The following is a 21,804-nucleotide window of genomic DNA, read 5'->3' on the forward strand; positions in this document are numbered from 1 at the left end:
GGCAACTTTGGACTTGAATGATGCGCTGTATTGCTTGCGTTTCTTGCTCATGATTCTCCTCCTTATGGAGATGATGAATCAGAGCTTAGGCACCTGTCCAAAATTTGGGGTCCACTTCACATGATTGGTAAGCTTAACAATCGGCTGCACAGCGACCGGTTTTCCGCCGCTTCGCGGCTCCAAACCGGCGCATGAGCCGGGCGTTATGAGTAAATTGAGGAAAGTTGGGTGCCATTGATTCTTATGTTTGCTCTATTAGTGGTGGTCTTCGCCTTGTTGAGGTTCGGCGTCATCGTGCTTGACCGGCACGTGTTCGGGTTTCAAGTTAACCCGATCTTGAGACGGGGAAAAATTCGCAGCATTCGAGAGTACAAAATCATGCACAACTACATCGAAATGCTTTTCGAGCGAGACCCAGAGCTATTCAACCAAAAGCCCGAGACAGCAAGATTAAATTCCTTGATGAACGCTTACCACAGTGAAAACTCATAACATGTTGTAATCCCCCCATTTTTAACCGCTCATTTGAGTAGAGGTTAAGCTGCCTTCCGCAGTCTGGAAGGTGGAACTCCTCCAATAGCCGTGTTCGGTCGTTCGTTGTTGTACTGCCACAGCCACTGAGTTGCCAGAAGCTGAGCATGGGCAATGCTTTCGAACTGGTGCAAATCCAGCCATTCATGCCGTGCAGTTCGATTGAAGCGCTCGATGTAGGCATTCTGAGTGGGCTTGCCGGGCTGAATGTAGATCAGCGTTATCCGGTTTCTGTTGGCCCAGTCTATCAATGACTGTGAGATATACTCTGGCCCATTGTCACAGCGAATGGCGGCGGGCTTGCCACGCCATTTAATGACCTGATCCAGAGCACGAATCACCCGCAGTGCGGGTAATGACAAGTCGACTTCGATGCCCAGTCCTTCCCGGTTGTAGTCGTCGATCACATTGAAGGTCCGGAACGTCTTACCGCTGACTAGTTGATCACTCATGAAGTCCATCGACCAGACCTGGTTCGGTGCCGTCGGAACATCCAGCTCGCCCGGATAATGTCGGAACATCCAGCTCGCCCGGATAATCCCGCTGGATTCGTCGACGTGGCTTGATGCGTAGGTTCAGCTCCAGCTCCCGATAAATACGATACACGCGCTTATGGTTCCAGGTGTAGCCCTTCACATTGCCCAGATACAGGAAGCACAGACCAAAGCCCCAGCGTTTGTGGGTCTGGGTAAGGCGCAATAGCCAGTCAGCCACCAGAGCGTTCTCGCCACTGAGCTTTGCCTGGTACCGATAGCAGGTCTCGCTGATGCCATACACCAAGCAGGCCAAACGGATACTGATGCCATGTTTGGCCACGCCCTTTCTGGCCATCTCCCGGCGTTGAGATGGCCTTACAACTTTCCCTCCAGCGCTTCCTGACGGAGCTCGGCCTTAAGCCGCTCTTCGGCGTACATCTTCTTCAGGCGGGCATTCTCGGCTTCCAGTTCCTTCAGGCGTTTCATCATTGATGCATCCATGCCGCCAAACTTCGAGCGCCATTGATAGATCAGTGCCGTACTGACATTGTGTTCCCTTGCCAGCTCAGACACCGGAACGCCGGCTTCGTGCTGCTTCAGGATCGCCATGATCTGGCTGTCGGTGAATCGAGACCTCTTCATCTGTCGCTCCTTTTGCGATCATTGTAAAAGTCTCTACTCAAAACCTCGATTATTTTTTGGGGGGATTACAGGATTACAATCCCGCGCAGACGTATTCCACGTGCGTACCCGTGCCGGATTCGGTTACAGTCATGCCACTAACCCTGTAAAGCCAATGGGAGAAAACGGAATGAGTGACCCAACTTACACACCTCCGAAAGTCTGGAAATGGGATCCGAACAACGGCGGCAAGTTCTCTAACATCAACCGCCCCATCGCCGGGCCTACCCATGAAAAAGAGCTGCCGGTGGGGGAGCATCCGTTCCAGCTTTATTCCCTGGCAACGCCCAACGGTGTTAAGGCAACGGTCATGTTTGAGGAGCTGCTGGAAAAAGGCATCAAGGAGGCGGAATACGATGCCTGGCTGATTCGCATCACCGAAGGGGATCAGTTCAGCAGCGGGTTCGTGAAGGTGAATCCCAACTCCAAGATCCCTGCCATGCTGGATCGTAGTGTGGACCCGGCAATCCGGGTTTTCGAGTCTGGTTCCATTCTATTCTACCTGGCGGAGAAGTTTGATGCGTTTCTGCCCAGGGACCCGGCCAAACGCACCGAAACCATGAACTGGCTGTTCTGGCAGATGGGCAGTGCGCCTTTCCTGGGAGGCGGCTTTGGTCACTTTTATGCCTACGCGCCAGAAAAGTACGAGTACCCCATCAACCGCTACACTATGGAAGTGAAGCGCCAGTTGGACGTGCTCGATCGTCAGCTGGCGGATAACCAGTACATTGCCGGTGATGAATACACCATCGCCGACATGGCCATCTGGCCCTGGTACGGAGCCCTGGTGAAAAACATGGTGTACGAGGCGGCCGAATTCCTGGAAGCCCACACCTATACCAACGTGGTTCGCTGGACCGACGAGGTGGCCAAACGCCCGGCAGTAAAGCGTGGCCGTATGGTGAACAAGGCCTGGGGCGATCTTGCCTCCCAGCTGCACGAGCGGCACGATGCCAGCGATTTTGATTTGCGCACCCAGGACAAACTGGAAGGCAACGCCTAAGCCATAAGGAGGACGGATGGCTCTGCCCGACGCTCTGACCGAAGCACAGATCTACCATCGGTGCCCGCTGGACAAACTGGATTTCGAAACCACGGAAAGTCTGCAAGATCTGGCTCTGCCCTTCGGTCAGGACCGGGCACTGCGTGCCCTGGAATTCGGGGCCAGCATGAAGGCCCAGGGGTTTAACCTGTTCGTGTTGGGGCCCTCCGGTGCCGGCAAGCATGAGCTGGTACGGCGGGTATTGGCCAACCATGCCGCGGAAAAACCGGTGCCGTCGGACTGGTGTCATGTGTTCAATTTTCAGCAGTCGGACAAACCCGGGGCCATTGAGCTGCCGCCGGGGGAGGGTCGCTTGTTCAAGGCCGATATGAGCGAACTGGCCAACGAACTGAAGACTACCATACCGGCCACCTTTGAAAGCGAGGAATACCAGGCCCGTATTCAGGAATTGCAGGAAGAGGTTACCCGGCGCCAGCAGCAAGGCCTGTCTGCGATTCAGGAAGAGGCAAACGCCAATAATATTGCCATGCTCACCACCCCGGCCGGTTTCACCTTTGCGCCCATGCGCAACGGCGAGGTGATCGAGCCTGAGGAATACAAGACCTTCTCCGATGAAGAAAAGGAACTGGTGGAATCCAAGGTGGAAGACCTCCAGAAAAAGCTGCAGCAGGCCATACAGCAGGTGCCCCGGCTGCGCAAGGAAGTTCGGGAGCGGGTCCATGCCCTGAATGAGGAAATGGTCCAGCTTACCCTGGGCGGGCCCATGGGTGAGCTGCGCGAGAAGTGGGCGCATGTGCCGGCCGTGGTCGCGCACCTGGACGCGGTTCGAGAGGATGTGGTGGAGCATGCCGAGGCCTTTCAGGATACCGAAAACGGCGCACCGGCAGGGTTGTTGAACCGTTACCGGGTGAATCTGCTGGTGGATAATGCCGAGACCCGTGGGGCCCCCGTCATCTATGAAGATCTTCCCAACCACCAGCACCTGGCGGGCCAGATCGAACACCGGGCCCACCAGGGTAACCTGTACACGGATTTCACCTTGATTCGGGCCGGGTCTCTGCACCGGGCCAACGGCGGCTACCTGATTCTGGATGCCCGGCGCGTACTGTCGCAGCCGATGGCCTGGGAAAGCCTCAAACGCATACTCTTTTCCGGCGAGATCCGCATCGAATCCCTGGAGCGCCTGTATGGCCTCGCCACCACGGTAAGCCAACAACCGGAGCCGATTCCGCTTTCGGTAAAGGTGGTGCTGCTTGGCGACCGGATGTTGTATTACCTGCTGTCCCACTACGATCCGGACTTTCTGGACCTGTTCAAGGTGGAAGCGGATTTTGAAGACGACATGGAGCGGGATGAGGCCAGCTACATACTCTACGCCCGGATGATTGCCACCATGGCCCGGTCGGCTGGCGTAAGAATCCTGGACAGGGAGGCGGTTGCCAGGTTGATTGAACACGCGAGCCGTCTGGCCAGCGATCAGAACAAGCTGACGGCCCATGATCGTGTACTGAAAGATCTGCTCACCGAGGCGGATCATTGGGCTGGTGTGGCCGACAGCCCATACGTGTGCGCCAGCCATGTGCAGCAGGCCATTGACGAGCGGGACTACCGGGCGAGCCGGGTCCGCGAGCGTAGTCTGGAGCAGATTCGCCGGGGCGTGGTGATGATTGCCACTCAGGGCGAGCAGGTGGGGCAGGTGAATGGTCTGTCGGTACTGCAGCTAGGCGCCACCCGCTTTGGCCAGCCCACCCGAATTACAGCTACGGCGCGCCCTGGCAAGGGCCAGGTGGTGGATATCGAGCGGGAAGCCAAGCTTGGTGGGCCGATCCACAGCAAGGCGGTGATGATTCTGTCCCGGTTCCTGGCCAATCGTTATGCGCCGATGAATGAGCTTTCACTGTCGGCCAGTCTGGCCTTTGAACAATCCTACGGTGGCGTGGAAGGGGATTCTGCCTCGGTGGCGGAAACCTGTGTGTTGTTGTCCGCCATCGCCGGCGTTCCGCTCAAGCAGTCCCTGGCGGTTACCGGCTCCATGAACCAGCATGGTGAGGTGCAGGCGGTGGGTGGCGTCAACGAAAAGATTGAAGGCTTCTTCAATGTCTGCCGGCAGGACGGCGGCGTAAACAGCCAGGGTGCCTTGTTGCCGGCCAGCAATGTGGAGCATCTGATGTTGAATGAATCGGTGCGGGAAGCGGTGCAGGACGGAAGGTTCTCCATTTATCCCGTTACCCATATCGACCAGGCCATTGAGTTGTTGACGGGCCTGGAGCCGGGGCAACCGGATGCTGATGGCGTGTTCCCTGAGGGCAGCTTTAACCGACGCGTGGCAGACAGGCTGGCCGCGTTTGCCGAGGTTGGCAAAAGCAAGGACAAAGACACGGGTCAGGATAATGGCAATGGCGGACACAACGGTCAGTCATAAAACTCCGGAGCCAGACCCCGCCGTAGCCCGGCGGATATTGGTGTTGCTGGATGGTTCCAGGCGGAGTCTGGCAGCCCTGGAGGCTGCGGCAGACATTGCTCGTGCGCAGCAAGCCGAAGTTCTGGGTATCTTTGTGGAGGAAGTAAGCCTGCTGCGTAGTGCCGGTTACGGTTTTGCCCGGGAAGTGGGCCGGAGTTCCGGCGTGGCGAGGCCCATGGATGTCGACGCTCTGGAAGTCCGTATGCAAGCAACTGCAGAGAAGCTTCGCCGTACTCTCGAGCGAACCCTGGCGCCCTGGGGTGTGGCCCAGGCACTGAGATTATGCCGGGGTGAAGTGGTAGAGCAGGTATTGGGGCTGGTACAGCCTGATGATTTGTTGGTGCTCGGCGGGGCTGGCTGGTCCGGTATTTCATCTTTCAAGCTGGGCTCAACCGCGCGGGGCCTGTTGCGGCAGGCGCCGGGAGATGTGCTGTTGTGGCCGGAATCGCGCTCATTACCACCGGGCAGGGTGGTGGTGTTGCTGAACCACGATCAGGGCGCGAATCATCGGGCTGTGCGGGTAGGCGTGGAGCTGGCCAGGCGTGGGCAGCGGGCGCTGACGGTTCTGGTGCGCTCAGACGCCGCTGATGATCGCGAATTGCTTGAGGAGCTTGCAGCCATGCTTGAAGCCGGGGGCATTGCTGCCCGGGTCAGGCGTTTGCCCAAAGCCGGTGCTGCTGCCATGGCGAGGGCCGTGCGGGAGGAGGGAGCAGCACAGCTGGTGATCAGCCGTCAGTGCAGCCTGTTTGAACAGCAAGGCGCGGAGTCCCTGCTTTGCCAACTGAATCTACCGGTCACCATCACGCCCTGAGCAAACCGCTGTTGTGCCGGCAGTTGTTCAGGCGGTCTCCCGGCTGCGAGCTTCCTCCAGCACCTCGGTTATTTCCCCGGCTGACAGGGTTTCCCTTTTCATGACGGCTCTGGCAAGGGCATCCAGTTCCTGCCGGTGTTCGGTCAGGAAGCTCACGGTAAAGGCTTCAAAGGCCAGTAATTGCGACTGGATTTCCGAGTCGATCATTTCCGCGAGTTTTTCGCTGTACTCCCGGGGCGCGCCCATTTCCCGGCCAAGGAACACATGTTCTTCGCCGATGCCCAGGCCCAGCGGGCCGATCTTTTCGCTCATGCCCCACTGGCCGACCATTCGTCTCAATAGTTTGGTGGCTTCTTTCAGGTCATTCTGGGCGCCGGTGCTGACCTCTCCGTAGATGATCTTTTCGGCAGAACGCCCGCCCAGCATCACCTTGATGCGGTCCTCCAGGTAACTTTCGGTGTAATTGTATTTGTCTTCTTTCGGGGTCTGTTCGGTCACTCCCATGGCCATGCCGTGGGGAATAATGGTGATCTTGGTGAGAGGATCTGCCTTGGGCATGTAATAGGCCATAATGGCATGCCCGCATTCGTGGTAGGCCACGGCTTCACGCTCTTCCGGTGTTAACTGGGCGTCCCTTTCCTCACCCAGAATCAGGCGATCGTGAGCCACTTCAAAACAGTGGTTGTTTACCTCAACGAGGTTGTCTCGGGCGGCTGTAAGGGCCGCTTCGTTCACCAGGTTTTTCAGGTCGGCGCCGGAGAAGCCGGTCGTGCGCGCGGCCACCTGCGTCAGGTCCACATCCGCAGCCAGCGGCACCTTGCGCACATGTACCTTCAGAATAGCTTCCCGGGCCTCCCGGTGAGGGCGGTCCAGGGTGATTTTCCGGTCAAACCGGCCCGGGCGCAGCAGAGCGGTGTCCAATACATCCGGGCGGTTGGTGGCGGCCAGCACAAGAACGTTCTCATGGGCCTCGAAACCGTCCATTTCCGTGAGAATCTGGTTCAGGGTCTGTTCGCGCTCGTCGTGGCCGCCCCCCAGGCCAGCTCCCCGTGAGCGTCCGACGGCGTCCAGCTCATCGATAAAGATCAGTGCCGGGGCTTCCTTGCGAGCCGTCTGGAACATGTCCCGAACCCGTGCCGCGCCAACGCCCACGAACATTTCGATAAACTCCGAGGCGCTGATGCTGAAGAAGGGGACTTCCGCCTCGCCGGCAATGGCCCGCGCCAACAGAGTCTTGCCGGTGCCCGGCGGGCCAACCAGGAGAACCCCTTTAGGCATCACGGCGCCCAGACGACGATACTTATCCGGCGACTTCAGGAAGTCGATAATTTCCGAAATGTCCCGTTTTGCGGACTCAATGCCCGCTACATCGTCCAGTGTCGTGGTGGAGGTTTCTCTGCGGGCGCGGCGGGCCCTGGACTTGCCATAGTCAAAGGGGCCGCCGCCCTGAGTCATGCGTTTCTGGGCGGCACCCCAGAACCAGAACATCAGCGCCAATAACAGGATCCAGGGCAGGAAGCCCAGGATCAGCTCCTGCCACCAGGGGCGGCCGGAGCGGGAGCCTCGAACCAGTACTTCCTGTCTTTCCAGTAGTGGTAGTAGCTCCGGGTCTTCCACCTGTGGCCTGAGCGTTATGAAACTGCTCGACGGTGGCCGGCTGTCGTTGGCAAACCGGCTGGCACCGGAATCCGTAAAGCGTCCGCTGATCTCTTCGGTACGCAGGGTAACTTCGGCAACCTGGCCGCTCATGACGGCCTGTTTGAACTCGGAATAAGCCAGTTCCTGTTGTTGCTGTTGGTTATTGCCCTGTAGCCACAGGAACATCAGGAAAATGGCCGCGCTCAACCACAGAAACGAGTACTGGTTGGGTATCGCCGGTTGCGGCTGCGGTGACTGATCCTGCTTTCCGGGTTCGTTGCTGGGTGTCATTTCGGCCTCCGGTCACCCTCCATGATTTTCGCTACAAACACCGATTTGCCGTAGGTCTCGAAAGACCATTTCATGGTGTCTGAGAGCACTTTCATCACTTCGTCATACTCGCCGAAGATCTCGGTACTCATGCGACCAGGGTGGACCTCAAGGCTGGTCTGCTCCAGGCGTGCAATCAGATCCCAGATCGGTTGTTTGTAATCGTCCTTGAGCGGATAGCAGCTCAGTTGTACGGAAAGATACATCAGTTACCTCCTGTCCGGTATGCGCCCGGTCAATATTGAATGGCTCAGAATCCCATGGCAGACGAGGTGCTGCGCCGGGGATCGGCTCCGCCGTAAAGCGTGCCGTCTTCGCCAATCAGGATGCTCTGGATGGCACCCATGGCCGAGCCGGTGTTGATGGTGTGCCCTCGCGCCCGTAGCAGGTCCAGAGTGTCCGGGCTGATACCCTGTTCCACCCGAATCTCGTCCGGTAACCATTGGTGGTGGATACGCGGCGCACTGACGGCTGTCTGTATGTTCATATTATGGTCGATCACATTCATGATCACCTGCAAGGTGGTGGTGATGATCCGGGAGCCGCCGGGGCTGCCGGTTACCAGGAAATTCCGGTTGTCCTTCCGTACGATGGTCGGCGACATGGAGCTGAGCATGCGTTTACCTGGCTCCACTTTGTTGGCTTCGCCGCCGATCAGGCCATAGGCATTGGGAACCCCCGGTTTGGCGCTGAAATCGTCCATCTCGTTATTGAGCAGAAAGCCGGCACCGGCCACGGTAATGCCCGAGCCATAGCTGAAATTGATGGTGTAGGTGTTTGATACCGCGTTGCCCCAGCGGTCCACCACCGAGAAGTGTGTGGTCTCCGGGCTTTCCCGGGGCCCAGGTTTTCCAGGCGCGATCTCGCTGGCGGGCCGGGCCTTGTCTGCCTTGATGGATGCGCGAAGTTGGTCGGCGTAGCCCTTGCTGGTCAGCCCTTGCAGCGGCACAGCTACGAAGTCTGTATCCCCCAGGTATTCCGAGCGATCTGCGTATGCAAGTTTCATGGCCTCGGCCATGTGGTGGATGGTGTTTGCGGAGTTGTGCCCCCAGTCGCCGATGGGGTAGTCCTCCAGAATGTTGAGGATCTGCACGATGTGAGTGCCGCCGGAGGAGGGCGGCGACATGGAGTAGATATCAAATCCCCGATAGGTGCCGTGGACCGGCTGGCGAACGGCGGGTTCGTAGTTGCGCAAGTCTTCCAGAGTAATCAGACCCTCGCCCCGTCGCATTTCCGCCACAATCAACTGTGCGGTTTCACCTTCATAGAAGCCTTTTACGCCCTGCTTGGCAATGCGCTGGAGGGTGTCGGCCAGTTCCGGCTGGCGAAACACTTCGCCAGGTTGTGGGGCCGATCCATCTTTTTTATAGAAGGTAGCGCGGGTGGCTGGCCAGCGTTCAAGGCGGTCCCGGGCCTGCTCCAGGCCTTCGGTGAATCGGTGGGGTACCACAAAACCCTCCCGGGCCAGTCGAATCGCCGGGGCCAGGGCCTGGCTCAGGCTCAGGGTGCCGTGCCGCTCCAGTGCCAGCGCCAGCCCGGCTACGGTGCCGGGTACCCCGGCGGCCTTATGGCTGAACCGGCTGCGCTCGCTCACGACATTGCCGTCCTGATCCTGAAACATGGTTTCGGTGGCTGCAGCCGGTGCGGTTTCGCGATAATCAATGGCTTCCGGGGCATCGCCGTTACCGGGCGAGTAGACCAGAAAGCCGCCACCGCCAATATTGCCGGAACGGGGTTGGGTGACGGCCAGGGCGAAGCCGGCGGTAACAGCGGCATCAATGGCGTTGCCCCCGTCTTTCAATACCTTCAGGGCAACCTCTGTGGCCAGGGTGTGGCTGGTGGCAACCATACCCTGGGAGCCCTGTACCGGATGGAAGCGCTCCCCTTCCAGAATGGCCTGTTCGTTGGCGTTTGTGCTACTGGCAAGCAGGAAAAGCATCAGCGTGGCTGTCGCTCTCCAGAGCCGCCTGTGGCTGATTTTCGAAGCGGGGCTGTAGATCACTCTGTCCATGGTCGGATTCCTCGTTTCTGGCTGTCAGATAGGCTATCATAGCCGGTCATTTTTACCGGTGCGTACCGACCATCGCCGTGAATGTCCGGTTTGTGGTTTCCTGTCGCGCCCGCTTTCCCCGGATTCAAGTTAAGGAAAGGCTTCATGGAGCATACCTATCGTCTTGTTATTTCCTGCCCGGACAGGGTCGGGATTGTTGCCAAGGTGAGTAATTTTCTGTCCACCTATAACGGCTGGATTACCGAGGCGAGCCACCACTCCGATACCCAGGCCGGCTGGTTTTTCATGCGGCATGAAATCAAGGCCGAATCGATACCGTTCGGGCTGGACCAGTTCCGTGCCGCCTTTGAGCCGATTGCCCGCGAGTTCAACATGAACTGGCACATTGCTGATTCCGCGCGCCCCAAACGGGTTATCCTGATGTGCAGCAAGGAATCACACTGCCTGGCCGATCTGTTGCACCGTTGGCACAGCAAAGAGCTCAACTGCGAGATCGTTGCGGTGATTTCCAACCACGATGATCTGCGCCGTATGGTGGAGTGGCACGAGATTCCTTACCACCATGTGCCGGTGAGTAAAGAGAACAAGGCTGAGGCCTTCGCTCATATCGACGAGCTGTTCCAGCAATACGAAACCGACGTGGTGGTGCTGGCCCGTTACATGCAGATTCTGCCTGCCGAGCTTTGCGGAAAGTACTCCGGCAAGGTGATCAATATTCACCACAGCTTCCTGCCGTCGTTTGCGGGTGCCCGCCCATACCATCAGGCCTACAGCCGGGGTGTGAAGCTGATTGGTGCCACCTGCCACTATGTCACCGAGGATCTGGACGAGGGCCCGATCATCGAGCAGGACGTCATTCGGATCAGTCACAGCGACTCCATCGAAGACATGGTTCGTCTGGGTAAGGATGTGGAGAAAAATGTTCTGGCCCGGGGCCTGCGGTCCCACATTGAAGACCGCGTGATTACCTACGAAAACAAGACCGTGGTGTTTGATTAAGGCTTTACCACAGTTGCCCCCGGTGGGGGCGGTCTGTGGTATGCTTGGCGGCTTGTTGAAGAATAAAGACGGGGCCCGGAAACGGCCCCGGAACGACTTCCAGATAACGCAAAGGAACCTTTCTCGATGGGTGAGTTAGCCAAAGAGATCCTGCCGGTCAATATTGAAGACGAGTTGAAACAGTCCTACCTCGACTACGCCATGAGCGTTATCGTTGGCCGGGCATTACCCGATGTCCGGGACGGCCTGAAGCCGGTACACCGCCGGGTACTGTTCGCCATGTCCGAGTTGGGTAACGACTGGAACAAGGCCTACAAGAAGTCTGCCCGTGTGGTGGGTGACGTTATCGGTAAATATCACCCCCACGGTGACTCTGCGGTATACGACACCATCGTTCGAATGGCTCAGCCATTCTCCCTGCGCTACCCGCTGGTAGACGGCCAGGGTAACTTCGGTTCCATTGACGGCGACAATGCCGCCGCCATGCGTTACACCGAAATCCGCATGGAGAAGATCGCCCATTCGCTGCTGGCGGATCTCGACAAGGAAACCGTCGATTACGTAGACAACTACGACGGCACCGAACGTATTCCGGAAGTCCTGCCGACCCGTGTGCCCAATTTGCTGGTGAACGGCTCCTCCGGTATTGCCGTGGGTATGGCCACCAACATTCCGCCCCACAACCTGACGGAAGTGGTGAACGGCTGCCTGGCACTGATCGATAACCCGGATCTCACGGTCGATGAGCTGATGGAATTCATCCCGGGCCCGGACTTCCCCACCCAGGGCATCATCAATGGCCGTGCCGGTATCGTGGAAGCCTACCGCACAGGACGTGGCCGCATTTATATCCGTGCCCGCCACGAGATTGAGCAGGACAAGAAAACCGGCCGCGAATCCATCATCATCACCGAGCTGCCTTACCAGCTGAACAAGGCCCGTCTGATCGAGAAGATCGCGGAACTGGTGAAAGAAAAGCGTCTGGAAGGTATCTCTGAGCTGCGTGATGAATCGAACAAGGAAGGTATCCGGGTTGTGATCGAATTGCGCCGGGGCGAGAACCCGGATGTGATCATCAACAATCTGTTCGCCCAGACCCAGCTGGAAACCGTGTTCGGTATCAACATGGTGGCGCTGATCAACGGCGAGCCCAAGACCCTGAACCTGAAAGAAATGCTCGATGCGTTTGTGCGCCATCGTCGGGAAGTGGTCACCCGCCGCACTATCTATGAGCTGCGCAAGGCTCGTGAGCGGGGCCATATTCTGGAAGGTCTCACCGTTGCCCTGGCCAACATTGATGAAATCATCGAGTTGATCAAACAGTCGCCCTCTGCTGCAGAAGCGAAAGAAAAGCTGATGGACAAGGGCTGGGCGCCTGGCGACGTACTCGCGATGTTGGAGCGTGCAGGTGAAGATGCTTGCCGCCCGGATGATTTGCCGGAGATTTATGGCCTCCGAGAAGGCCTGTACCACCTGTCGCCGGAGCAGGCCCAGGCGATTCTGGATCTGCGACTGCACCGCCTGACCGGTCTGGAAACCGAAAAGCTCCAGAACGAGTACAAGGAAATCCTGGAGAAGATTGCCGATCTGCTGGATATCCTGGGCGACCCCGAGCGTCTGATGCAGGTGATTCGTGACGAACTGGCAGAAATTGTCAGCCAGTATGGCGATGAGCGCCGTACCGAGATCACCAGCTCCCGTCGCGACCTGACCATTGCAGACCTGATCGACGAAGAAGATCTGGTGGTGACTATTTCCCACAGTGGCTATGCCAAGACCCAGGCCGTTGAGGATTACCAGGCCCAGCGCCGTGGTGGCCGGGGTAAAGCGGCAACGTCGATGAAGGACGAAGACTTTATCGAGAAGTTGCTGGTTGCGAATTCCCACGACACCATTCTGTGCTTCTCCAACAAGGGTAAGGTGTACTGGCTGCGGGTATTCGAGATTCCCCGTGGCAGCCGCGGGTCCCGTGGCCGGCCCATGGTGAACATCCTGCCGCTGGACGAAGGAGAGCGTATTACCACCTTCCTGCCGGTGCGGGATTACCCGGAAGACCAGTTTGTGCTGATGGCCACCTCGGCTGGTGTGGTCAAGAAGACACCGCTGCCGAACTTCTCGCGCCCGCGCAGCAGTGGCCTGATTGCCCTGAATCTCGATGAGGGTGACACCCTGATTGGTGCCGCCATTACCGATGGTTCTGCCGAAGTGATGCTGTTTTCCAGTGCCGGTAAAGCGGTGCGCTTCCAGGAAGAGCAGGTTCGCCCGATGAGCAGGACGGCTCGTGGTGTCCGCGGTATCAAGATGCCGGAAGGCCACCATGTCGTGTCCCTGATCATTCCGCAGGAAGGCGGTGTGATTCTGACGGCCAGTGAGCATGGTTATGGCAAGCGCACAGCCATTGATGAGTTCCCGGCCTACAGCCGTGGCAGTCAGGGCGTTATCGCCATGCAGTGCTCCGAGCGAAACGGTAATCTGGTGACTGCGCTGCAACTGTTTGATGGCGACCAGATGATGCTGATCTCCGACAAGGGCACACTGGTGCGCACCCGCACCGATGAAGTGTCGGTACTGAGCCGGAATACTCAGGGCGTGCGTCTGATCCGTCTGGCCCAGGAAGATGAGCGCCTGGTGGGCGTGGAGCGGATTGCAGAATCCGATGACGAAGAAGAAGTGGAAGGCGAGGAAACCGAAGAATGAGCAGGGCGTTCAATTTCTGTGCTGGTCCGGCCACCTTGCCGGAAGCTGTGCTGAAGCAGGCCCAGAGCGAAATGCTCGATTGGCGTGGCACTGGCATGTCAGTGATGGAGATGAGCCATCGCAGCGATGAGTTTGTTGCCATCGCCGAAGCGGCTGAGAAGGATCTTCGTGAATTGGCCGGTATTTCAGATGATTACGCCGTACTCTTCATGCAGGGTGGAGCTTCCAGCCAGTTTTCGACCATTCCGCTGAATCTGCTTGGCGACAAAACCTCGGCCGATTATGTGAACACCGGTATCTGGTCGAAAAAGGCCATTGCCGAAGCCAAGCGCTACGGCAATGTGAATGTCGTCGCCAGCTCTGAAGACAGCGGGTTTACCACCATTCCGGATCAGTCCGGCTGGAATACCAGCGCCGATGCCGCTTACCTGCATTACACGCCGAATGAAACCATTGGTGGTCTGGAATACGACTTTATTCCAGACAGCGGCGATGTACCGCTGGTGGCGGATATGTCTTCCACTATGCTGTCCCGGCCGCTGGATATTAGCAAATTCGGCCTGATCTATGCCGGTGCCCAGAAGAACATCGGCCCCTCGGGCCTGGTGGTGGTGATTATCCGTAAGGATCTCCTGGGTAAGGCCCGGAAAGAGACACCGACCATGATGAATTATCAGGTCATTGCCGATAACGGCTCCATGTACAACACCCCGGCGACCTATTCCTGGTACCTGTCCGGGCTGGTGTTCAAGTGGCTGAAAGAGCAGGGCGGTGTTCAAGCCATGGGCGAGATGAACGCCCGGAAAGCAAAGAAGCTGTATGGCTTCATTGATGCCAACGATTTCTACGCCAACCCCATTGAACCACGCTTCCGCTCCTGGATGAACGTACCGTTCACTCTGGCCGATGATGCGCTTAATGCTGAATTTCTGAAAGGCGCTGAAGCCCGGCATCTGCTCAACCTGCAGGGGCATCGCTCCGTCGGTGGTATGCGTGCCAGCATCTACAACGCCATGCCGGAAGAAGGTGTCGACGCCCTGATCGACTACATGGCGGAATTTGCGAAGGAGCGGGGCTGATCATGACGGATGAGAAGACCCGCCTGGGGGAATTAAGGGAGGAGATCGACGCCCTCGATCAGCAGATCATGGAGCTGATCAGTGCCCGGGCGAAATGTGCGCAGGAAGTGGCCCATGTCAAAATGGCGGCCAATCCCGGTGAGGATGTATTCTTTTACCGGCCTGAGCGCGAAGCTCAGGTGCTGCGCCGGATCAAGGAAAAGAACCCGGGGCCTTTGCCCGCTGAAGAAATGGCGCGGCTGTTCCGTGAGATCATGTCGGCTTGCCTGGCGCTGGAAAAGCCCATGCATATTGCTTTCCTGGGCCCGGTAGGCACCTTCACCCAGGCGGCGGCGCTCAAACACTTCGGCCACTCTGTCGTCAGCGTGCCGCTGCCCGCGATTGATGCGGTATTCCGCGAGGTGGAGTCCGGTGCGGCGCATTACGGTGTGGTGCCGGTGGAGAATTCCACTGAGGGTATGATCAATCACACCCTGGATATGTTCATGTCTTCGCCGTTGAAAATCTGCGGTGAGGTGCAGCTTCGCATTCATCATCATCTGCTGGTATCGCCGAAGCACAAGGATGAGGAAATTACCCGCATCTATTCCCATCAACAGTCGTTCGCCCAGTGCCGGCAGTGGCTGGATACACATCGCTACGGTATTGAGCGTATTACCGTTTCCAGCAATGCCGAGGCGGCGCGCCGCGCGGCTGAAGAGCCGGGCGCGGCGGCGATTGCCGGAGATATGGCGGCGGAGCTGTACGGTCTGGAAAAGCTGGCTAACAGCATTGAGGATCGCCCGGACAATACCACCCGCTTCCTGATCATTGGGCGGGAAGAGGTGCCGGCCAGTGGCCAGGACAAGTCCTCGATTCTGGTCTCCATGCGCAACAAACCGGGCGCTCTGTATCAGCTGCTGGAGCCGTTCCACCGTCACGGCATCAGTCTGACACGGATTGAAACGCGGCCTTCGCCCAGTGGCACCTGGGCTTATGTTTTCTACATTGATTTCGAAGGTCACATGCAGGATGACAGGATCAGCAAGGTACTGGCTGAAATTGATGAAGAAGCCGTGGAGCTGAAGCGCCTGGGGTCCTATCCCATCGGCGTACTTTGATTTCGAATGTCGATCCTGAGGAGAGTTCAATGGCAGTGGATTACCAGAGTCTTGCGGTAAAAGGTGTTCAGGCTCTGTCTCCGTACCAGCCCGGCAAGCCGATTGAAGAGCTGGCCCGGGAGCTGGGATTGAATCCGTCGGAGATCATCAAGCTGGCCAGCAATGAGAACCCGCTTGGGCCGAGTGAGAAAGCGGTATCGGCCGCCCGAAATGCCCTCGATGAAATGTGCCTGTACCCGGACGGCAATGGCTTTGATCTGAAGCAGGCTCTGGCTCGTCGCTTTGGCGTGGAAATGAGCCAGATCACCCTCGGTAATGGTTCCAACGATGTGCTGGAAGTCATTGCCCGGTGTTTCGCCGACTCTGATAGCGAAGTGGTGTTCTCCCAGTATGCCTTCGCGGTTTACCCGCTGGTAACCCAGGCGATTGGCGCCCGAGGTGTGGCGGTGCCTGCAAAAGACTGGGGGCACGATCTGGATGCCATGGCCGATGCGGTGACCGAGCGCACCAAGCTGGTGTTTGTTGCTAATCCGAATAATCCCACCGGTACCGTGCACACCGCCGATGCGATTGAAGCGTTTCTGGATCGTATCCCTGAACAGGTTTTGATTGTTCTGGATGAAGCCTACTGCGAATACCTTGTTGGTGACGAGTACCCGGATGGTATTCGACTGCTGGACAAATACCCGAACCTGATTGTCTGCCGCACCTTTTCCAAGGCGTGGGGGCTTGCAGCGTTGCGAGTGGGCTACAGCATCAGTTCTCCGGCCATTGCTGACATCCTGAACCGGGTTCGCCAGCCATTCAATGTCGATACCGTTGCCCTGGCGGCGGCCACAGCAGTTCTTGAGGATGAGGCCTATCTGCAGAAATCCCGGGAGGTGAACGAAGCCGGCCTGCAACAACTGGCGGAAGGCTTCGATCGCATGGGGCTTTCCTACATCCCTTCGGCAGGCAACTTCATTGCCGTGGAAGTGGGTGAGCCAGCCGCCGGTATCTATCAGGCCTTGTTGGCCCATGGCGTGATTGTTCGGCCCGTCGCTGGTTATGGCATGCCCCGGCACCTGCGTGTATCGGTCGGCCTTCCGCAAGAAAATGAACGTTTTCTTGATGCGCTGGCTGAGGCATTGGCGTCAGCAGGGCTGGGGGCATGAAGTGACAGTTCCGAGTGCGCCTTTTCGTCGGGTTGCGGTTATCGGCCTGGGGCTGATTGGCGGTTCTCTGGCCAGCGCCATACGCACGCAACAGCTTGCGGGAATGGTGACCGGTTTTGATACCCGTCAGGATGAACTGGCTCTCGGCGTTGAACTGGGTGTAATAGACGAGGCTGCGGATTCCATCGAGCAGGCCGTAAAGGGCAGTGATCTGGTGGTGTTGGCCGTTCCGGTGCGGGCCACCCGTGCGGTGCTGGAACAAATTCGGCCCGTCATCGAAGAGGGCGCCATCCTTTCTGATGTGGGCAGTACCAAGTCCAGTTTTGTTGCCGATGTGGAGGCGGTATTCGGAGAACTGCCACCCTGGGTGATACCGGGCCATCCCATCGCCGGTTCCGAGAAGAGCGGTATTCGTGCGGCCCGGACCGATCTCTTTGCCAATCACAAGGTGATCCTGACGCCGTCGCAAAATGCCGACCAAGATGGCCTGAATCGTTTGCGGACCGTCTGGGAAGGTGCCGGTGCGACCGTGCTTACCATGTCGGTGGGGTATCACGATGAGGTGCTCGCGGCCACCAGCCATTTACCCCACCTGATCGCTTTTTCGCTGGTAGACACTCTGGCGGGCGAAGATGAGAATATGGATATCTTCCGCTATGCCGCAGGGGGGTTCCGTGATTTTACCCGGATTGCCGCAAGCGATCCGGTGATGTGGCACGACATTTTTCTCTCCAACCGGGATGCCGTACTCCGGGTAATAGACCATTTTACCGAAGATCTGGATCAACTCCGCGCTGCCATTGCCTGTGGCGATGGTGCCACGTTGCTCAGGGTTTTCAGCCGTGCCAAGGCGGCGCGGGAACATTTTTCCAAAATGCTTTCAGGACAGGCGTACGTGACTAACAACAGCGATAAACAGGTGACTTTCCAAATGCAGCCGGGCGGCACCGTGAGAGGTGACATCCGGGTTCCGGGCGACAAGTCCATGTCTCACCGTTCCATCATGCTCGGTGCCCTGGCTGAGGGGACAACCGAAGTGAAGGGCTTCCTGGAGGGGGAGGACAGTCTTGCCACCCTGCAGGCGTTCCGGGATATGGGCGTCACCATCGAAGGTCCGGATGACGGCTTCGTGCGCATTCACGGCGTCGGTATGAAAGGCCTGCAGGCGCCCCGTGGCCCGTTGTATCTGGGTAACTCGGGTACGGCCATGCGCCTGTTTGCCGGATTGCTGGCCGCTCAGCCCTTCGATTCTGAGCTCACGGGCGATGCCAGTTTGTCGAAGCGGCCTATGGGGCGCGTGGCAGATCCACTGCGTGCCATGGGAGCGGTCATCGACACCGGTGAGGGTGGTCGGCCGCCGTTGAAGATTCGGGGTGGACATGCACTCACGGGCATTCATTACGAAATGCCGGTGGCCAGTGCCCAGGTGAAATCCTGCCTGCTGCTGGCGGGACTCTACGCTGAGGGTGTTACCTCGGTGACCGAGCCGGCGCCAACCCGGGATCATACCGAGCGCATGCTGGAGGGTTTCGGTTACCACGTTCACCGCGATGGTGCGACTGCCAGTGTCACCGGTGGAGGCAAACTGTCTGCTTGCGCCATTGATGTGCCGGCTGATATTTCCTCGGCCGCGTTTTTCCTGGTGGCGGCCAGTATTGCCGAAGATTCTGACCTGACGCTTCGCCACGTTGGCATGAACCCCACCCGTGTAGGTGTAATCAATATCCTGAAACAGATGGGTGCCAACATTGAAGTGTTCAATGAGAAGGTCATCGGTGGAGAGCCGGTAGCCGATCTTCGGGTACAGTCAGCCCGCTTGAAGGGCATTGACATTCCGGAAGAGCAGGTGCCGCTGGCCATTGACGAGTTCCCGGTACTGTTTATCGCCGCTGCCTGTGCGGAAGGGCGCACGGTATTGCGCGGCGCCGAGGAACTTCGGGTGAAAGAGAGTGATCGTATCCAGGTGATGGCGGACGGTCTCGCGGCTCTGGGTGTGGAGACCACCGTGACACCCGACGGCATCATTATAGATGGCGGCCAGGAAATAGGCGGCGGTACCGTGGAAAGCCATGGTGATCATCGCATTTCCATGTCGTTTGCGGTGGCATCATTGCGCGCAACCGGACCTATCCGGATCAACGATTGCGCCAACGTCGCCACATCGTTCCCGGGTTTTGTTGATCTGGCATTGCAGACAGGTATTCGAATTAACGCAGAAGGTAGTGATTGATGAGTGATAGCAAGGCACCGGTAATTACGGTTGACGGCCCTGGCGGTTCTGGCAAGGGTACCGTTACCCAGATGTTGGCCCGCAAACTGGGCTGGCATCTGCTCGACAGTGGTGCCTTGTATCGGCTGACGGCCCTGGCGGCTGCCCGCCAGGGGGTTGCGCTGGACGACGAGCCGGCACTGGTTCGGGTTGCCGCAGGGCTCGATGTTGCGTTCATGCCGACGCCTCCGGGTGAGCCTGCGAAGGTTCTGTTGGCCGGGGAAGATGTTACCTCCGAAATCCGCACCGAGACCTGCGGTGATAACGCGTCAAAAGTCGCCGTCATGCAACCGGTGCGCGATGCCTTATTGCAGCGCCAGCGGGATTTCCGGGTGGCGCCCGGGCTGGTGGCCGATGGCCGCGATATGGGTACGGTGGTCTTTCCGGATGCACCGGTCAAAATCTTCCTGACCGCCAGTGCCGAGGAGCGGGCCCGCAGGCGCTACAATCAGTTGAAGGAAGCAGGTGTCGATGTTAACATTGACGCCCTTTTAGAGGAGATACGGGTACGTGACGAGCGGGATATAAACCGTTCTGCGGCCCCCCTCAAGCCTGCAGATGATGCGCAAGTCATTGATTCTACGGGTTTGAGTATCGAAGAGGTGTTAGACAGGTGTATGGCCGCAGCAGGTCAGGCCTGACTACACCTTTTTGTCGTTGAAATGCCGGAACAGCGTACTCTGCCAGCCGCTGGCTGATTCCGGACATCGTTAACAGACCGTGTTGCTGGTGACACGGAGCACACTTGCGTTGATCATATAGGGCACATAATGAGCGAGAGCTTTGCGGATCTTTTTGAAGAAAGTCTAAAAGAAATTGACATGCAACCGGGTTCCATCGTCCAGGGAACCGTAGTTGACGTCGACAACGACTGGGTCACCGTTAACGCCGGACTGAAGTCCGAAGGCGTTATCCCCGCCTCCCAGTTCCTGAACGAAAAAGGCGAGTTGGAAGTAGCTGTCGGCGATGTTGTCGATGTGGCTCTCGATGCAGTTGAAGACGGTTTCGGTGAAACCCGTCTGTCCCGTGAAAAGGCCAAGCGCGCTGAAGCGTGGAAGGTTCTCGAGAAGTCCTTCGAAGCTGAAGAAGTGGTCAAGGGTATTATCAATGGCAAGGTCAAAGGTGGTTTCACTGTTGATCTGGCCGGCATCCGTGCCTTCCTGCCGGGTTCCCTGGTAGACGTTCGTCCGGTTCGCGACACTGCGCACCTGGAGAACAAAGAGCTTGAATTCAAGGTTATCAAGCTGGACCAGAAGCGTAACAACGTGGTTGTTTCCCGCCGCGCCGTTCTGGAAGCTGAAAACAGCGAGCAGCGTGAAGCTCTGCTGGAAACCCTGACCGAAGGTCTGGAAATCAAGGGTATCGTCAAGAACCTGACCGACTACGGTGCATTCGTAGACCTGGGCGGTGTTGACGGCCTGCTGCACATCACTGATATGGCCTGGAAGCGCATCAAGCATCCGAGCGAAATCGTGAATGTGGGCGACGAAATCAATGTTAAAGTCCTGAAGTTTGACCGTGAGCGCAACCGTGTGTCTCTGGGTCTGAAGCAGCTGGGCGAAGATCCCTGGGTCGACATCAAAGGTCGTTACCCGGAAGGTTCCAAGGTTACTGCTCGCGTAACCAACCTGACCGACTACGGCTGCTTTGCCGAGCTGGAAGAGGGTGTTGAAGGTCTGGTCCACGTATCCGAAATGGATTGGACCAACAAGAACATCCATCCGTCCAAGGTTGTTCAGGTAGGTGACGAAGTAGAAGTGATGATCCTGGATATCGACGAAGAGCGTCGTCGTATCTCTCTGGGCATCAAGCAGTGCGTTGCCAACCCGTGGGAAGATTTCTCCAGCAACTTCAACAAGGGCGACCGTATCTCCGGCAAGATCAAGTCCATCACGGACTTCGGTATCTTCATCGGCCTGGACGGTGGCATCGATGGTCTGGTTCACCTGTCTGACATCAGCTGGAACGAGACTGGCGAAGAAGCCGTTCGCGAATACAAGAAGGGCGACGAAGTTGAAACCGTTATCCTGTCTGTTGATCCAGAGCGTGAGCGCATCTCCCTGGGCATCAAACAGCTGGAAAGCGATCCGTTTGCCGAGTTCGTTCAGCTGAACGACAAGGGCTCCATCGTTAAGGGCACCGTATCTGCGGTTGACGCCAAAGGCGCCACCATTGCCCTGAACGAAGAAGTTGAAGCGGTACTGAAAGCCTCTGAAATCAGCCGTGACCGCGTAGAAGACGCGCGTAACGTTCTGAAGGAAGGCGAAGAAGTTGAAGCGAAGATCATCAGCATCGATCGCAAGAACCGCGTGATCAACCTGTCTGTCAAGTCCAAAGACGTTGAGGACGACAAGCAGGCTCTGGAAAACGTACGCAGTAAGGCTGCAGAATCCTCAGGTGCCACCACCATCGGTGACCTGATCAAGGAGCAGATGCAGCAGCAGAACGCTAACAAGGACTAAGTTTCCGGTTGGTGTCAAAAAAACGGGCTCTAAGAGCCCGTTTTTTTTGTGTTTTTTTCTGGTTTGGCTAAACTAGAGGCATTGGAACCCGGTAATTTGCTG

General features: G+C 57.7%; 14 protein-coding genes and 1 pseudogene. 11 read left to right on the top strand and 4 right to left on the bottom strand.

Annotated features, from left to right (window positions below):
- Window positions 1-536 precede the first annotated feature (536 nt).
- A pseudogene (locus QPL98_RS16155) lies at window positions 537-1,649 on the bottom strand (IS3 family transposase).
- Window positions 1,650-1,818: 169 nt separating this feature from the next.
- Here QPL98_RS16155 and yghU point away from each other — a divergent pair.
- Genes yghU through QPL98_RS16170 form a run of 3 tightly spaced genes read left to right on the top strand, consistent with a single transcriptional unit; the run spans window position 1,819 to window position 5,963 of the window.
- Window positions 1,819-2,691 (top strand): glutathione-dependent disulfide-bond oxidoreductase, encoded by an 873-nt coding sequence (yghU, locus tag QPL98_RS16160; RefSeq protein ID WP_022992571.1) that lies wholly within the window; start codon window positions 1,819-1,821, stop codon window positions 2,689-2,691.
- Between the two features lie 16 nt (window positions 2,692-2,707).
- Window positions 2,708-5,113 (top strand): Lon protease family protein, encoded by a 2,406-nt coding sequence (locus QPL98_RS16165; RefSeq protein ID WP_303293614.1) that lies wholly within the window; start codon window positions 2,708-2,710, stop codon window positions 5,111-5,113.
- Window positions 5,088-5,963: a universal stress protein gene (locus QPL98_RS16170; protein ID WP_227548916.1), complete on the top strand. Its 876-nt coding sequence runs from the start codon at window positions 5,088-5,090 to the stop codon at window positions 5,961-5,963. Before QPL98_RS16165 ends, QPL98_RS16170 begins: the two co-directional genes overlap by 26 nt.
- A gap of 27 nt (window positions 5,964-5,990) precedes the next feature.
- Here QPL98_RS16170 and ftsH read toward each other — a convergent pair whose 3' ends face one another.
- The 3 genes from ftsH to ggt are packed head-to-tail and all read right to left on the bottom strand — an operon-like array spanning window position 5,991 to window position 9,942.
- Window positions 5,991-7,892 carry an ATP-dependent zinc metalloprotease FtsH gene (ftsH, locus tag QPL98_RS16175; RefSeq protein WP_153741057.1) on the bottom strand — a complete coding sequence of 634 codons (1,902 nt, stop codon included), beginning with the start codon at window positions 7,890-7,892 and terminating at the stop codon, window positions 5,991-5,993.
- Window positions 7,889-8,137 (bottom strand): YkoF family thiamine/hydroxymethylpyrimidine-binding protein, encoded by a 249-nt coding sequence (locus QPL98_RS16180; RefSeq protein WP_011784528.1) that lies wholly within the window; start codon window positions 8,135-8,137, stop codon window positions 7,889-7,891. The genes ftsH and QPL98_RS16180 overlap by 4 nt, the downstream gene beginning before the upstream one ends.
- A 44-nt stretch (window positions 8,138-8,181) precedes the next feature.
- Entirely contained in the window at window positions 8,182-9,942 is a 1,761-nt protein-coding gene (ggt, locus tag QPL98_RS16185; protein ID WP_303293615.1) for a gamma-glutamyltransferase, read from the bottom strand.
- Between the two features lie 144 nt (window positions 9,943-10,086).
- On the opposite strand from ggt, the gene purU reads away from it, so the two are divergent.
- From purU to rpsA, 8 genes are all read left to right on the top strand, one after another.
- Window positions 10,087-10,941, top strand: coding sequence for a formyltetrahydrofolate deformylase (purU, locus tag QPL98_RS16190; RefSeq protein ID WP_153741059.1), 855 nt, complete (start codon window positions 10,087-10,089; stop codon window positions 10,939-10,941).
- 126 nt (window positions 10,942-11,067) lie between these two features.
- Window positions 11,068-13,638 carry a DNA gyrase subunit A gene (gene gyrA / locus QPL98_RS16195; RefSeq protein ID WP_014421825.1) on the top strand — a complete coding sequence of 857 codons (2,571 nt, stop codon included), beginning with the start codon at window positions 11,068-11,070 and terminating at the stop codon, window positions 13,636-13,638.
- Window positions 13,635-14,717 carry a 3-phosphoserine/phosphohydroxythreonine transaminase gene (serC, locus tag QPL98_RS16200; protein ID WP_303293616.1) on the top strand — a complete coding sequence of 361 codons (1,083 nt, stop codon included), beginning with the start codon at window positions 13,635-13,637 and terminating at the stop codon, window positions 14,715-14,717. The genes gyrA and serC overlap by 4 nt, the downstream gene beginning before the upstream one ends.
- A 2-nt stretch (window positions 14,718-14,719) precedes the next feature.
- Window positions 14,720-15,817, top strand: a complete 1,098-nt coding sequence (gene pheA / locus QPL98_RS16205; protein ID WP_011784533.1) for a prephenate dehydratase — start codon at window positions 14,720-14,722, stop codon at window positions 15,815-15,817.
- A 29-nt stretch (window positions 15,818-15,846) separates the two neighbouring features.
- The gene (gene hisC, locus QPL98_RS16210) at window positions 15,847-16,971 is read left to right on the top strand and encodes a histidinol-phosphate transaminase (protein WP_023008144.1); all 1,125 of its coding nucleotides are present in this window, start codon (window positions 15,847-15,849) and stop codon (window positions 16,969-16,971) included.
- Window position 16,972: 1 nt separating this feature from the next.
- Complete coding sequence (locus tag QPL98_RS16215; protein WP_303293617.1) at window positions 16,973-19,201, top strand: bifunctional prephenate dehydrogenase/3-phosphoshikimate 1-carboxyvinyltransferase; 2,229 nt, start codon at window positions 16,973-16,975, stop codon at window positions 19,199-19,201.
- Window positions 19,201-19,881, top strand: coding sequence for a (d)CMP kinase (gene cmk, locus QPL98_RS16220; RefSeq protein WP_303293618.1), 681 nt, complete (start codon window positions 19,201-19,203; stop codon window positions 19,879-19,881). The genes QPL98_RS16215 and cmk overlap by 1 nt, the downstream gene beginning before the upstream one ends.
- Before the next feature lie 129 nt (window positions 19,882-20,010).
- Window positions 20,011-21,702, top strand: coding sequence for a 30S ribosomal protein S1 (gene rpsA / locus QPL98_RS16225; RefSeq protein ID WP_011784537.1), 1,692 nt, complete (start codon window positions 20,011-20,013; stop codon window positions 21,700-21,702).
- Window positions 21,703-21,804: the final 102 nt, after the last annotated feature.

This window comes from Marinobacter sp. ST-43, assembly GCF_030541085.1.
GTDB lineage: Bacteria > Pseudomonadota > Gammaproteobacteria > Pseudomonadales > Oleiphilaceae > Marinobacter > Marinobacter nauticus.

Coding starts and splice junctions, on each gene's coding strand:
- yghU (WP_022992571.1), top strand. CDS start 1,819: ATGAGTGACCCAACTTACACACCTCCGAAAGTCTGGAAATGGGATCCG.
- QPL98_RS16165 (WP_303293614.1), top strand. CDS start 2,708: ATGGCTCTGCCCGACGCTCTGACCGAAGCACAGATCTACCATCGGTGC.
- QPL98_RS16170 (WP_227548916.1), top strand. CDS start 5,088: ATGGCGGACACAACGGTCAGTCATAAAACTCCGGAGCCAGACCCCGCC.
- ftsH (WP_153741057.1), bottom strand. CDS start 7,892: ATGACACCCAGCAACGAACCCGGAAAGCAGGATCAGTCACCGCAGCCG.
- QPL98_RS16180 (WP_011784528.1), bottom strand. CDS start 8,137: ATGTATCTTTCCGTACAACTGAGCTGCTATCCGCTCAAGGACGATTAC.
- ggt (WP_303293615.1), bottom strand. CDS start 9,942: ATGGACAGAGTGATCTACAGCCCCGCTTCGAAAATCAGCCACAGGCGG.
- purU (WP_153741059.1), top strand. CDS start 10,087: ATGGAGCATACCTATCGTCTTGTTATTTCCTGCCCGGACAGGGTCGGG.
- gyrA (WP_014421825.1), top strand. CDS start 11,068: ATGGGTGAGTTAGCCAAAGAGATCCTGCCGGTCAATATTGAAGACGAG.
- serC (WP_303293616.1), top strand. CDS start 13,635: ATGAGCAGGGCGTTCAATTTCTGTGCTGGTCCGGCCACCTTGCCGGAA.
- pheA (WP_011784533.1), top strand. CDS start 14,720: ATGACGGATGAGAAGACCCGCCTGGGGGAATTAAGGGAGGAGATCGAC.
- hisC (WP_023008144.1), top strand. CDS start 15,847: ATGGCAGTGGATTACCAGAGTCTTGCGGTAAAAGGTGTTCAGGCTCTG.
- cmk (WP_303293618.1), top strand. CDS start 19,201: ATGAGTGATAGCAAGGCACCGGTAATTACGGTTGACGGCCCTGGCGGT.
- rpsA (WP_011784537.1), top strand. CDS start 20,011: ATGAGCGAGAGCTTTGCGGATCTTTTTGAAGAAAGTCTAAAAGAAATT.